General features: G+C 68.8%; 11 protein-coding genes. 5 read left to right on the top strand and 6 right to left on the bottom strand.

Annotated features, from left to right (window positions below; translation table 11 throughout):
* Positions 1-8: 8 nt before the first annotated feature.
* A complete protein-coding gene (locus ACJJV6_RS10495; RefSeq protein WP_407708871.1) occupies positions 9-2,759 on the bottom strand; it encodes a PEP/pyruvate-binding domain-containing protein in 2,751 nt (916 codons plus the stop codon).
* A gap of 32 nt (positions 2,760-2,791) precedes the next feature.
* Positions 2,792-3,832, bottom strand: a complete 1,041-nt coding sequence (locus ACJJV6_RS10490; protein ID WP_009357240.1) for a universal stress protein — start codon at positions 3,830-3,832, stop codon at positions 2,792-2,794.
* A 427-nt stretch (positions 3,833-4,259) separates the two neighbouring features.
* On the opposite strand from ACJJV6_RS10490, the gene ACJJV6_RS10485 reads away from it, so the two are divergent.
* A complete protein-coding gene (locus tag ACJJV6_RS10485) occupies positions 4,260-4,871 on the top strand; it encodes an NAD(P)-binding protein (RefSeq protein ID WP_407710490.1) in 612 nt (203 codons plus the stop codon).
* 45 nt (positions 4,872-4,916) lie between these two features.
* Here ACJJV6_RS10485 and ACJJV6_RS10480 read toward each other — a convergent pair whose 3' ends face one another.
* The gene (locus tag ACJJV6_RS10480; RefSeq protein ID WP_407708870.1) at positions 4,917-5,531 is read right to left on the bottom strand and encodes a copper resistance protein CopC; all 615 of its coding nucleotides are present in this window, start codon (positions 5,529-5,531) and stop codon (positions 4,917-4,919) included.
* 110 nt (positions 5,532-5,641) lie between these two features.
* On the opposite strand from ACJJV6_RS10480, the gene ACJJV6_RS10475 reads away from it, so the two are divergent.
* Positions 5,642-7,084 carry an NCS2 family permease gene (locus ACJJV6_RS10475; RefSeq protein WP_009357243.1) on the top strand — a complete coding sequence of 481 codons (1,443 nt, stop codon included), beginning with the start codon at positions 5,642-5,644 and terminating at the stop codon, positions 7,082-7,084.
* Positions 7,085-7,086: 2 nt separating this feature from the next.
* Here ACJJV6_RS10475 and ACJJV6_RS10470 read toward each other — a convergent pair whose 3' ends face one another.
* Positions 7,087-8,391, bottom strand: coding sequence for a cation:proton antiporter (locus ACJJV6_RS10470; protein WP_354177101.1), 1,305 nt, complete (start codon positions 8,389-8,391; stop codon positions 7,087-7,089).
* A gap of 247 nt (positions 8,392-8,638) precedes the next feature.
* Between ACJJV6_RS10470 and hutG the strand changes: the two genes are divergently transcribed.
* The 3 genes from hutG to ACJJV6_RS10455 all read left to right on the top strand — a co-directional run bounded on the left by hutG (position 8,639) and on the right by ACJJV6_RS10455 (position 11,177).
* Positions 8,639-9,592, top strand: coding sequence for a formimidoylglutamase (hutG, locus tag ACJJV6_RS10465; protein WP_009357244.1), 954 nt, complete (start codon positions 8,639-8,641; stop codon positions 9,590-9,592).
* Between the two features lie 89 nt (positions 9,593-9,681).
* A complete protein-coding gene (locus ACJJV6_RS10460) occupies positions 9,682-10,170 on the top strand; it encodes a transporter substrate-binding domain-containing protein (RefSeq protein WP_009357245.1) in 489 nt (162 codons plus the stop codon).
* Positions 10,167-11,177 carry a cation diffusion facilitator family transporter gene (locus ACJJV6_RS10455; protein WP_009357246.1) on the top strand — a complete coding sequence of 337 codons (1,011 nt, stop codon included), beginning with the start codon at positions 10,167-10,169 and terminating at the stop codon, positions 11,175-11,177. Before ACJJV6_RS10460 ends, ACJJV6_RS10455 begins: the two co-directional genes overlap by 4 nt.
* Before the next feature lie 23 nt (positions 11,178-11,200).
* On the opposite strand, the gene ACJJV6_RS10450 is transcribed toward ACJJV6_RS10455, so the two are convergent.
* The gene (locus tag ACJJV6_RS10450) at positions 11,201-11,866 is read right to left on the bottom strand and encodes a response regulator (RefSeq protein WP_009357247.1); all 666 of its coding nucleotides are present in this window, start codon (positions 11,864-11,866) and stop codon (positions 11,201-11,203) included.
* Positions 11,859-13,436, bottom strand: a complete 1,578-nt coding sequence (locus tag ACJJV6_RS10445; RefSeq protein WP_009357248.1) for a sensor histidine kinase — start codon at positions 13,434-13,436, stop codon at positions 11,859-11,861. The genes ACJJV6_RS10450 and ACJJV6_RS10445 overlap by 8 nt, the downstream gene beginning before the upstream one ends.
* Between the last annotated feature and the right edge of the window lie 51 nt (positions 13,437-13,487).

Genomic DNA, 13,487 nt, shown 5'->3' with positions numbered 1-13,487 from the left:
GGGACTGGTCAGGCAGGCGTCACGGTTCCCGCGCCGCCGTCGACCGTAATCCTCTGCCCGGTGGTGATCCTGCCCGTGGCATCGGGAACTCCCACGACGGCCGGAATGCCATACTCCCGGGCCACCACCGCGCCGTGCGAGTTGGGGCCGCCCATCTCCATCACCAGTCCGCCCGCCGTGAGGAACAGCGGGGTCCAGCCGGGGTCTGTGGACGGGGCCACCAGGATTTCGCCGGGCTCCAGGTGCGCGCCCACGGGATCCAGGATGACCCGGGCAGCCGCTGTCACGGATCCTGTGGAGGCGGGGCTCCCGGTCAGTGCACCGTCCGACGCTGTTGCGGCCGCCGGTTGCAGCGCCTCGACCTCGGTGCCGTCCGACAGCAGCACCCGGGGGATGCGCCGCCGCCCGACTTCCCACTCGTACGCTGCCCGCCGCTCCGCCACCAGCTCCCGCAGGTCCGGGACCGCGCCGCCAGGATGATCCGGAAGGGCCTGGTGCGCTTCGTGGAAGTCGAGGAAGAAAATGTCGTCAGGCTGTTCAAGGATTCCGGTTTCGGCAAGCTCCTTGCCGACGTGCAGCAGCTGCCTGCGGACCTCCGCGAGGCCCAGGACCAGCTGGTACTTCGGCAGCTCACGCAGCCCGGCAAAGAGCCGTGCCCTTCGCAGGGCAGCCCGGACCACGACGGCGTGCAGGGGGCTTCGTGCCCCTGCACGGGCGACCAGCCTTGCCACCTGCGCGTCGGCGTCCTCTGCCGCCTTGCTGAACTGCACGTCGGGCGCCAGGTCCGGGACCTCCAGCCGAAGATAGTTGGCCAGGACACCGATGATGTGGGCGGGGTCGTCGGACCAGCGCGGCATCCCGACGTCGATCTCCGCCACTGCCCGGTGGCCGTACCGGTCGAGGAACCGGGTGAGGCCGGCCTCAAGCCTGGCGGGGACGCGCCCGGCCTGGAACTCCCTGGCCAGGCGGGACGGGTCCTGCGTTGTGAGGGCGGTGTACGATTCGGCGTCGTCCCAGATGGCAACGGCGAGCCGCCACAGTTCCAGGTCCATCTCGGTGGTCACGTTGTTGGGCAGGCCGCGAAGCACCGGCTCGAGTTCGTCCCACCGGGCCCCGCCCAGCACCTTCCCTGCAACGGCGAGCATGGCGAACCCCAGGGCGGGCAGCGGCAGGATGGCGGGCACGATGGTGAACAGGCGGGTCCGCAGGAGCATTTCGGCGTGCTCAAGGCGCGCGGCGGGTCCTGCAGCGGGCGGCGCTTCCAGGGCAGCCTCGAAGTCGCGGGTGAAGCGGTCCAGGCGGCGGAGTGCAGCAGCCGGCCTGAACATCCCCCGCAGGAGCGACTCCGGGGCCCTTGCCCGGACGGCGGCGGGGACAACATGGCGGAGCAGCGCCAGCGGCGTCCTGCGCGTCACGGAGAACGCGGGCTCGTCGAAGAGCTGCCTGAGCAGGGTCGCCGAGCGGGCCTCCATGATGTCGAACACGCGGGGAAGGATCCACCGGCCCACGGTGCTCCGCAGCGGAGTGGTGAGGTCGAAGTACAGCCGCTGGCCGGCCTCCGCATAGGGGGACGGCCCCTTGCGGGGATCGGGAACGTGGAACCGTGCCGCCTGCGCCACCGAGGAGGCAATGAGCCGGAATACCGCCCGGCCCATGGGTGTGATTGGCCGGGTCAGGCCCTGCGCGAGGCTGAAGCAGAGGTAGACCCTGGTACCGGTGCCGCCCTGCGCGCCGGTCCGTTGCGGGACCGGGTAGAGGGTGGTGATGGGCCTGGACTGGGTCAGCCACAGGGTTCCGGAGCCGTCGATGGCCCATTCGATGTCCTGCGGCGCCCCGAAGTATTGCTCTGCCTGGCGGCCCAGCCGTGCCAGGGCGGTGGCCTGGGCGTCATCGAGGCACTCGCCCGCTGCGGCGTCCGGCGCCTCAATGGTCCGGGTCCCGCCTCCCGGGACTGCCCGGACCGCCACCTTCTTGTCCCCCGGTTTCCGTTCCAGGACCCTCCCCGTCAGGGCATCAACCACATAATGGTCCGGGTTGACTGCACCGGACACCACTGCCTCGCCCAGGCCGGGGCTGGCATCGATGACGGCGTGGCCCCTGCGGCCGGTGAGCGGGTTGGCGGTGAACATGACCCCGGCGGTCTCGGCCTCCACCATCCGCTGGACCACCACGGCCAGGGCGACGCCGGCAGGATCGATGCCCAGGCCCGCGCGGTAGATGGTGGCGCGGTCCGTCCAGAGCGACGCCCAGCACTTACGCACCGCTTCCAGCACGGGGGCCACACCCACCACGTTGAGGTACGTGTCCTGCTGCCCGGCGAAGCTTGCGAACGGCAGGTCTTCCGCGGTGGCCGATGACCGCACCGCCACCGGCACGTCGTGACCCAGTCCGCGGTAGGCCTGTTCGACGGCGGCGGCAATGTCAGCGGGGATCGGCGCAGCAAGGATGGCACTGCGGGCCCCCGCGGCAAGATCCGCCAGGGCCGAAGGATCCACAGGGCCGGGCGCCGGCTCCAGGGCGGCCTGGACATAGGCGAGACCGGGAAGCAGAGAAGCAGGCGCGCCGGTGGCCCGGCGGTACGCCTCAGTGGTGAGGCAGAAGCCGTCCGGCACGGGCAGGCCCGCGGACATCAGTTCGCCCAGGTTGGCTGCCTTGCCTCCGGCCAGGTCCAGCATGGCGGTGTCCAGGGAGGACAGGTCCCGGACCAGTCCGGGAGTGTCCACCGCGGGGCTTCCGCCGGGCTCGGCGTGCGGCTGCATGTCCTGGCGTCCCTCGTGGCGGGGCTACGGGATCAGGCAGCGTCACCGAGGATGGGCCCGAACCTGGCCCGGTCCGCCAGCCGGGGGTCTTCCCGGTCCGGGACCACCATGACGGGACCCTTGGCGTGGTGCAGCACGCCGTCGGACGTGGAACCCAGCAGCATTCCAGTGAAGCCGCCCCGGCCGCGGGTTCCCACCACCACCAGCTCCACGTGGCGGCTTTCCTCCACCAGCACGTCCACGGGTGATCCGTCCCGCAACTGCGATTCGGCGGGAAGGGCCGGGTAATGGCTCCGCAGCCAGGCCATGCCGGCGTCCAGGGTCACCTGGATGTCGGCGAAAAGGGCCTTGCGGTCCATCGGTGCCGGAACCCAGGCCAGCGAGCCGCTGTATTGGGGGACGGCGCACACCACACGCAGCGTGGCGCCCAGCCGTTCAGCCTGGTCTGCTGCTTCCAGCACGGCTACCCGGGCCTGTTCCGATCCGTCCACGCCCACCACCACCACATTTTCTACGCGCTGGTGCCCGGCCTTCGCCTGTTCTGCCTTGATGCGCCGGTCCTCGGTGGTTTCGCCGAGCCGGTCGGAGCAGATGAGCGGCACGGTCACCGTGGGGCATTTGGCGTGGGCGGGCAGGGCGCTGCTGACCGAGCCCAGGAGCCGGCCCACGAAGCCGCCGCGGCCGCGGGTGCCGAATACCAGGAGTTCGGCGGTTTCGGACATGTCCAGCAGCACTCCCGAGGCGTCACCGTTCTCCACGGACGAGGTCACCTCGATGTCGTACTGGGAGACCTTCTGCAGGGCCTGCCGGACCACGGCCTCGGCGCCCTCACGGATGACGGAGTCGTCCACTGTGGCGTAGCCGCCGTCAAGGCCGGAGGCAGCGAAGATGGGCACGGAGTATGCGGTCACGATGTGCAGGGGACGACGGCGGCGCTGGGCTTCACGGGCCGCCCACACCAGGGCGCACTGGCCATGGTCCGAGCCGTCCACGCCAACCACGATCCCCTCAGGCGCGGCGGAAGTGCCGCCGCCGTCCCGGGCCGGGTCCGGATGCAACTCGTGTGCGCCCATGGGGCCGCCTCCTTGCGCTACTGCCGCTGATGTTGCGGCTATTCTGCCAGAAGCGGGGAGCGTTTCCCGCACCCGGCGGGCCGTCGCGGGCGCCGGCGGAACAACCCGCCTCCGCTTCTCACTATTCTCCGTCCGGGATGCCTTAGCAAGCCTGATCAGCGCGGAAATCCACATGTTATCCACAGCCTTTCCACACCCCTCCGGAAAGCGCGTTCACCCGCAGAAGAATGTTTGCGTTTTGGGCTATCCCTGGCCGGAAATGTTCTGTAGTCTTCAGGACATTGTTGGTCCGGGAAGCCCGCAGGCACTGCCTGCCAGGGCTGCCCTCCAATGTGCTGCGGCCGGACTTTGGGGGGCACGGAACGCGCGCCGGCGAGGATGCCGGCACCAGCCGAAACTTCGAAGGAGGGAAACTGTAGTGTCAAGCATGCCTGGGAGTGCCGGGACCGAACAGACCACCACCGTGATCATTGGCACGGGGCTTTCCGGCCTTGCCGTAGCGGCCGAGCTGCGCCGGCGCGGGGTGGACTCCATCGTGGTGGACGGCCTCGACGTCCTGGGCGCCGCCCAGCCCGCAACGGCGTCACTGCAGCGCTGCGACGCGGCGGACCCCGCCACCCTCAGGGAGCGCAACGAGATCCTGCGGCACCTGCGCAACTATGCCGCCAGCCACCAGGTGGACATTCGGAACACTACCCGCGCGGTGCAACTGACCAAGGTGGATGCCGCACCCGCCCCGCAGTGGGAAGTCCACACGGCCACGGGTGTCCTCCTGGCAGACCACATTGTTCTGACCCGCTGCGCACAGAGCCAGCTCCGGCGGATGATCAACGAGTTCGGCATCGCCGTGGGGCGGAACCTGGCTGCGGCCATGCGGGCCATCGGCATCTATTTGGTGGGCGTCGGTGAGCTGATTACGCCCTCCCCCAAGGAAGTCCTGCGCCAGGCCAAGACCGTGGGGCTGGCCATTTCGGCCAAAGTCCACCCGGCTCCCCTGGCCCCGCCGTCAACCGGCAGCCTCGCGATGCTGCCCTGCTAGCGTGTGCGCCGGCGCTGCTGCCCGAAGCCTCCCGTTGGGGACGGGCTATCCCGCGTCCGGCTCTTCGCCGGCGGACAGCCGGCGCTTTGCGATGACAGCCAGCGCTACCAGCAGGCCCATCGCCACCGCAGCGAAGATCACGATGCTCCACTGGAAGGGCTCGCCGGAGTCCGCGGGCACGGACGGCTCAGCCGTGGCTCCCGGCTCCGCGGTGCCCATTCCCGGAACGGTGGCGGCCGCCGTCGGGCCCGTGGCCGGAGCCGTTCCCGCTGCGGCAGCGGCGGCGGCGGTGAAGCCGAAGGTGCCCTCGATGGGGTGTGAATCCGAACTGACCACGCGCCACGACACGGTGTACGCGCCTGCGGGTGCTCCCGGCCGGAGCTTTTGGGATGCCACGTTGTCAACGATCTGGACCTGCCCGTCGGCCCACTCCGTGCCCGAAGCGTCCTTCACGGAGACGGACGCGCCAATTCCCAGGGGCTTGTTGCTGAACGTCACCGACACCTGTTCCGGCGGGACGGGGACAGACGCGCCCTGCGCCGGGCTGCTGGATTCGGCGGCGTCGTGGGCGGCGGCCGGACCGGCCAGGCCCAGCATTGCGGCAGCAAGGACGAGGAATCCGAGCAGGAAGTTCAGCGGACGGCGGCGGATGGGGCGCATGCGGTACTGCTCCTTGTGTTGGCTTCCTTACAGACTAGGCGAATTTGCCGGGGCTTCCGCCGCCGCCGCCATAGGATGCAGGTATCCCCACATACTCCCCCGGAGGACTAATGCTTAAGCAAGGCTCTGCCCTGGACCGGTATTTCAAGATCACCGAGCGCGGCTCCAACCTCTCCCGCGAAATCCGCGGCGGCTTCGCCACCTTCTTCGCCATGAGCTACATCGTGGTGCTGAACCCGCTGATCCTCTCAGGCCCCGATTCCACCGGCACCACGCTCGGGTTCACCGCGGTTGCAGCGGTGACGGCGTTCGTTGCTGGCATCCTGACCATCCTGATGGGCGCCTGGGCAAAGCATCCCTTCGCGCTTGCCACCGGCCTGGGCGTCAACGCCTTCGTTGCCGTCACCGTGGCCACCAACCCCGGGCTGACGTGGCCGGACATGATGGGACTGGTGGTCCTGTCCGGCGTGACCATGCTGATCCTGGTCCTCACGGGATTCCGGACCGCCGTCTTCAAGGCCGTGCCGGACGGACTCAAGACCGCGATCGTGGTGGGGATCGGGCTGTTCATCGCCCTGATCGGGCTCGTGAATGCAGGCTTTGTCCGGCGCATCCCGGACGTGGCCGGCACCACGGTCCCGGTGGGCCTCGGCTTTGACGGCAAGCTCCTGGGCTGGCCGACGGCGGTGTTCGTCTTCGGCCTGGTCCTCACCATCGCGCTGGTGGTCCGCAAGGTCAAAGGCGCCATCCTGATCGGCATCATCACTTCCACGGTCATCTCCGTCATCCTGGAACTGACGCTGCGCATCGGCCCCAGCGTGGTCCCGGGCAAGGAGTACAACCCGCAGGGCTGGTCGCTGGTGGCCCCCACGTTTTCGGAGTGGGCCGCACCGGACCTTTCCCTGATCGGCAAGGCAAACCCATTCGGCGCATTCGACCGCCTCGGATTCGTGGCGGCCACGCTACTGGCGTTCGTCATCCTGCTCAGCATCTTCTTCGATGCGATGGGCACCATGGTGGGACTGGCCAATGAAGCAGGCACGGTGGACGAGCACGGCAACATTCCGAACGTGGACCGCGTGCTCCAGGTGGACGCGCTGGGTGCCATTGTTGGCGGCGGCGCGTCCGTGTCCTCCAACCAGATCTACGTCGAGGCGGGCGCCGGCATCGGCGAGGGCGCCCGGACCGGTATCGCCTCGATCGTCACGGGCCTGCTGTTCCTCGTTGCCATGTTCTTCACCCCGCTCATCAACCTGGTCCCGTTCGAGGCCGTGGCACCGGCGCTGGTGGTGGTGGGCTTCATGATGGTGTCCCAGGTGGGCAAGATCGACTGGCAGGACTGGGGCATCGCCATCCCCGCTTTCCTGACCTTCACCCTGATGCCCTTCACCTACTCCATCGCCAACGGCCTGGGTGCCGGCTTCATCGCCTACGTGCTCATCCGCACCGTCCAGGGCCGGGTCAAGGACATCCACCCGCTGATGTGGGCCGTGGCCGGCGCGTTCCTGCTGTTCTTCGCCGTCGGCCCCATTGAGGCGGCCCTGGGAATGTAGCCCTACACGGGCGTGTTCGGGGCCAGGCCCTCGTCCCCGGACACCGCCCGGGCTTTCTTTTCCCGCAGCCGGTCCAGCCGGTTCATGAGCGGCGAGGTGGTGGCGCCGTGGATGACAATGGACATGGCGACAACCAGCCCCACGAAGCCCCAGAGCCACTCCGCCTGGTCCGGGAACTCGCCCTTGCCCAGCGCGTAGGAGAGGTAATAGAGGGAGCCGATCCCGCGGATGCCGAAGAAGGACAGGGCAATCCTTTCCCGCGGACCGGTCTTCCCGCCCAGCAGTCCCAGCCAACCTGCCAGCGGGCGGACCAGCAGCAGGAACACCAGCGCCACCAGCACCTCTGCCAGCCCCATTCCGGCCAGCAGGCCCCGGGCGATGGCACCACCGAGCAGGACCAGGATGACCACCGTCAGGAGCCGTTCCAGCTGTTCCACGTAGGAGTGCAGCACGCGGTGGTAGCCGTGCGTGTGCTCTGCGGCCCTGATGGTGACGGCGCAGACGAACACAGCGATGAACCCGTAGCCCTCCACCATCTCGGTCAGCCCGTAGGCCAGGAAGGTCGCGGCCAAGGCGACAAACCCTTCTGAGTGGTTGGAGAGCCGCAGGCTTTCCTTCCGCGCCGAAAAGAAGAGCCGTGCCAGCAGCTTTCCGGTGAGGAAACCCAGGAGCAGGCCGATGGCAAGCCGCCACAGCACGTCCACCCCGAACCACTCCGGGAACCAGCCGGCCGGGTCCGGGCCGGCGATGCTGATGGCGATGGCCAGGTACACGAAGGGGAAGGCCAGGCCGTCGTTGAGTCCGGCTTCGGAGGTGAGGCCGAACCGGACCTCGTCCTCCTGGTTGGCATCGTCGTCGTTATCCGCGGGTTCACCCACCTGGACCTCCGAGGCAAGGACAGGATCCGTGGGTGCAAGGCTCGAGGCCACCAGCAGGGCGGCACCCAGGCCCAGTCCCAGGAATCCCATTCCGAGCACTGTCAGGAGCACGATGCACAGCGGCATGGCGACTCCCAGCAGCCGCCAGGTGGTGGACCAGCCGCTCCGGCTAACCGGCCGGTCCAGCGCCAGGCCGGCACCCATCAGCGAGACGATCACGCAGATCTCGGAAAGGTGCAGGGCAAAGTCGCCGTGGGCGAGGGGGTCCGGGTTGGGCAGGGTGGGAATCAGGGCAAAGGCTGCCATCCCCGCCCCAAGGAAGACCATGGGCATCGAAAACGGCATGTTCCGCAGCAGTTTGGGCAACACCGCGGCGATAAACACCGCCAGTCCTGCCGCGGCAAACAGGATATTGGGGGCTTCAAACACGTGCTGTTCTCCGGCCTGTTCGTTGCGCCGGTCCGGCGCAAGCAGCGTGGTGCGGTCCCGGGAGGGATTGCTCCACCATAGCCTCTGCCGGCTCCCGGTGCAGCCGGGCGTTTTTGTCCACATAAAGAGACCTCCAGCCGGGCGAAGTCGCCGTATGTGGACAAAAACTACACGGGGTTCTTGCATTCCAGACACCTCCGCGGCGGCGCTGCTGGTTTTCGCGGCCGGCATGCGGTGAGCTGGAGGCATGGCCTCCATGACCCCTTCCGTCGATGTCCCGCCCGCGCCCTGGACGGGAAGGTTCGACGGCGATGCGCCGGAGCACCGCCGCTGGTGGCAGGCGGTGGTGCCTTCCACCGGCGCCGCAACGTCCGGTTCCGCCGCCAAGCCTGCCGCGCTGATTGGTTTTGCCAGCGATGAAGGAGTGCGCCGCAACAAGGGCCGGACCGGCGCCGCCGCGGCACCGGCCGCAATCCGCAAAGCCCTGGGCCCCCTGGCCTTCCACCTGGACCGTTCCGTGACGGACGCAGGCGACGTGGCCGTTTCCGAGGGGGCGCTCGAAGACGCCCAGGCGCGGCTCGGGAGCGTGGTCTCGGAACTGCTCGACGCCGGGCACCTCACGGCGGTACTCGGCGGCGGCCACGAGACCGCTTATGCCAGCTATCTGGGAGTGAGCGGATCGCAGGCACTCCAGCAGGGTGCACGCCTGGGTGTGCTGAACCTGGACGCGCACTTCGACCTCCGGGACGAGCCGGTTCCCAGCTCCGGGACCCCGTTCCTCCAGATGGCCCGCGCCGAAGCTGCCGCGGGGCGCCGGTTCCGGTACGCCGTCGCCGGCGTCTCGGAGGCCAACAACACCCGGGCCCTGTTCGACACCGCCGGGCACCTCGGCGTGCAGTACCTGCTGGACGAGGACTGCGAAACGGACCGGGTCCGGGAGTTTGTGGCGTCCTTCCTGGCCGACATAGACGTCCTCTACCTGACCATCGACCTGGACGTGCTTCCCGCCGCCGTTGCGCCCGGCGTCAGCGCCCCCGCCGCGTTCGGCGTGCCCCTGCCGGTCGTCAGCGCCGTGTGCCGGCAGGTGGCCGCCAGCGGCAAACTCCTGCACCTGGACATCGCCGAGCTGAACCCTGCCTTCGACGTGGACGGGCGGACGGCAAGGGTTGCCGCACGGCTTCTGGACACCCTGCTGCGCTGACGCTGCACGCTCCGCCAGCGCCGGAATCGCCAAAGTGATAAGCATGCTGTCTATTATGGAGGTGGATCTTCAGCTGGAAGGAGTTGCGCATGCGGCGTTGCAAAGTACTTTTCCTGCTGCTGGCCGCGCTGCTGGCCCTGGCCGGCTGCGGCACCAGCTATCCGGCAGACCCGGAAGGGACGCTGGACCGGGTACGCGGCGGAACGCTCCGCGTGGGCGCCAGCCCCAACCGCGACTGGGTCCGGCTTCCGTCCGGCAGCGGCGGCGCGGCCAGGGTCGAGGGCAAGGAGGCCGAGCTGGTCCAGCAGTTCGCTGAGCGGCTGGGGGCGGACATCGAGTGGGTCACGGGCACCGAACAGGTCCTGGCCGATGAGCTCAAGCACGGCGGGCTGGATCTGGTGATCGGCGGCCTGGACGACAAGACACCGTGGTCCACCCATGCCGGACTGACCCGGCCATACACGGAGTCCCGCGACAGCCGCGGCTCCCTGCACAGGCACGTCATGCTGGTCCCGCTGGGCGAGAACGCCTTCCTCCTTGAGCTGGACCGGTTCCTGTTGGAAAGCGGGCAGGCATGATCCGGACCAACAGCACCCAAACCGTCCGGTTCGGCCATACCGAGCTGCCGCCCGAACAGCAGGAAGCCCTGCGCAAAGCGCGCAAGTATGAGTGGATCACCATCGCCTTCCTGGCAGCCTCCACCGCGCTGGTCTACGCGGTGCTCGGCAACTCCCAGGCCATGAAGGCCGCCTGGGTGGAGGATCTCCTGTCCTTCCTGCCGCCGCTGTCCTTCCTGCTCGCGGCCAGGGTCATCCGCAAGCGGCCCAGCGAGGACCATCCCTACGGCTACCACCGCGCGGTGGGCATCGCCCACGTGGTCGCAGCGGTGGCCCTCACCGTCATGGGCGCCTACCTGATCGTGGATTCGGCCATCGGCCTGCTCAGCGCCGAGCATCCCACCATCGGCGGCTTTAATTTCTTCGGCCAGACCATCTGGCTGGGCTGGCTGATGATCACGGCCATGGTGCTCACGGCCGGGCCGCCCATCTGGCTGGGCCGCGTGAAGATGAAGCTCGCGGAGAAGCTGCACGACAAGGTGCTGTACGCCGACGCGGACATGAACAAGGCCGACTGGATGACGGCCGCGGCCGCCGCGGTGGGCGTGGCCGGGATCGGGCTGGGCTGGTGGTGGGCAGACTACGCCGCGGCCATCCTCATTTCCGGCAGCATCCTTCATGACGGCATTCGGAACACCCGCGGAGCGGTCTCGGCGCTGATGGACAAAAGGGCCATGACGTACGACGACGACGCCCCGCACCCGTTGGCCCGACGGCTGGACGCCTACCTCCGCGGACTGCCCTGGACGCGGGAGGCCCGGTCCCGCATCCGGGACGAGGGGCACGTGTTCCACGTGGAATCGTTCGTGGTGCCCGCCGCCGGCAGCATGCCCAGCCTGGAGCAGCTGGAGCAGGCCCGCGAGGCCTGCATAGCGATGGACTGGAAGGTGCAGGACATGGTGATCGTCCCGGTGGCTGAACTGCCTTCCGAGTTCCTGCCCGGCCCGACGACGGGCGGTGAGCGCTAGGGGTTTTCAGCCCGCCGGAGCCCTCAGGCCTTCAGCAGGTACCTGCGCTCCGGCCGGCCCACCCCGTACTTCAGCCGCACCTCGAGCAGGCCCTCATCGTTCAGATACTCCAGGTAGCGGCGGGCGCTGACCCGGGACGTGCCCAGCTGTTCGGCAACCTCGGCAGCCGACAGGTCGCCGTCGGCCTCCTTCAGCGCGTCCTCCACCAGCTTCAGGGTCTCCACGCTGCAGCCCTTGGGCAGCGGCCGTTCGCTCCTGTCCAGCCCGAACACCCGGTTGACGTCCGACTGCTCGGCGATGTCCTTGGCCGAGTCGAGGGCCTGGTACGCGCTCCGGTAGTGCTCCAGCCGTTCCTGCAGGTCCTTCTGGGAGAAGGGCTTAATGAGGTAGTGCACGATGCCGCCGCGCAGCGCCTTCCGCACCGTTTCCACTTCGCGGGCGGCACTGATCACCAGCACGTCAAGCTCCGGGGCCACCTCACGCAGCCGGTGCATGAGGTCCAGGCCGTTGATGTCCGGAAGGTGGATGTCCAGCAGCACCAGGTCCGGCTGCAGGCGTTCGGTTTCGACGACGGCCTGGGCGCCGGTATGCGCCGCTCCCACCACCGTGAAGCCGGGGGTCCGCTGGATGAAACCGGCGTGGACCTTGGCCACCATGAAGTCGTCATCGACGATCAGGACCTTAATCATGATGTACACCTCGCGTAAAGCGGGCGGTGAAAACCGCCCCGTTGTCATTGTCCACCGTCAGGTCGCCGCCGGACCGGCGGCAGACCACGCGGGACAGGGCCAGGCCGAACCCGCGGCCGCCTTCCCGGACGGAGGCCTTGGTGGTGAAGCCCTGCCGGAAGATGTCCTCCACTGCTTCCGGCGGAACGCCGGGCCCATTGTCCCGCACGGTCAGGGTGACCTGGTCCCCGCCGTCCTTCACCAGCACCCGGACTGTCGCCTGCCCAACCCCGGAGACGGCGTCGAACGCGTTGTCCACGAGGTTTCCCGCCACCGTGGCGAGGTCGCGCGAGAGCTCATCGCTGACGGGAGCCAGGGCGGAGGCGGGGTCCAGCTGGAGCGTGACATTGCGTTCCGCGGCCAGGCTGGACTTGGCAATCAGCAGCGCGGCCAGGGCCGGGTCCTGGATCCTGGCGGTGACTTCGTCGTTGAGCCGGGTCCTGTCCACGGTGGCGCCGTTGACGAACTGCACCACGGAATCGTAGTCGCCGATCTGGATCAGCCCGGAGATGACGTGCAGCTGGTTGGCGAACTCGTGCGCCTGGGCGCGCAGCGTGTCGGTGGCGGTCCGGGTGGCGCCGAGCTCCCGTTCCAGCGAGGACAGCTCGGTCCGGTCACGCAGCGTGGTGACGGATCCAATCTCGCGGCCGCGGGAACGGATGGGCACCCGGTTCAGCACCACCAGGCGCTCCCCCACCAGCACCAGCTGGTCCGGGTCCGGCTGGTCCCGGGTGAGCACCACTTTCAGCGCCGGATCCACCGGGAGCGAATTCAGCCTCTTTCCGACGCAGTCCTCCGGCAGGCCCAGCAGCTCCCGCGCGCTGTCATTGGCCACGGTGATGCGTTCGTTCGGGTCAAGGGCAACCACGCCTTCCTTGAGCCCGTGCAGCATGGCCTCGCGGTTTTCCACCAGCCCGGTGATCTCGCTCGGCTCCATGCCCAGGGTCTGCCGCTTGACGCGCCGGGACAGCAGGAAGGATCCCGCAACGCCCAGGACGCTGGCCACGCCCACATAGGTGACCAGGTTGGGAATGGCGTCACCCAGCCGCTCCAACGTGGTGGGGTAGTCCCTGCTGATGGAGGCGATCCCGATCATTTTCCCGGTGTCGTCCAGCACCGGGACGTGGGCGGAAAGGACGGCGCTGCCGCTGCCGGCCACCACGCCGGTCCAGGCCCGGCCCTCCAGGACCCGGCTGGCCCCCAGTTCCAGGGGCTGTCCGAGCAGGCCGGGGTCCGAGGACGCCACCACCGTCCGGTCCATCTTCGCCAGTGCGACGTGCGAGGAGCCGGAAACAGTGCGGACGGATTCTGCCACGGCGGGCAGGGCAGCTCCGGCCCTGGGTTCGGCGGTGGGCAGGAGCTCGCGGACGGCCGGATTGCTGCCGAGCGCCTCTGCGGCGGAGAGGGCGCGGCGGCCCTCGACCCGCTCAAATGTGGCGGCGGACTGGGCCAGGGAAATGGCCACCACGGCCACCAGGACTGCCAGGACAATCAGCAACTGCAAAAGGAGGTACTGCCCCGCGAGGGACATCCCTCTTCGTCGAGTCACTGTGGTTGCTTCCCTTTGATTCCCATGCCGGCC

Origin of the sequence: Arthrobacter nitrophenolicus, from assembly GCF_045833485.1 — a bacterium.
In the GTDB taxonomy this organism is placed as follows: domain Bacteria; phylum Actinomycetota; class Actinomycetes; order Actinomycetales; family Micrococcaceae; genus Arthrobacter; species Arthrobacter nitrophenolicus.
Note: the sequence above shows the minus strand (reverse complement) of the source record. Positions and strands in the feature narration are given on the sequence as shown.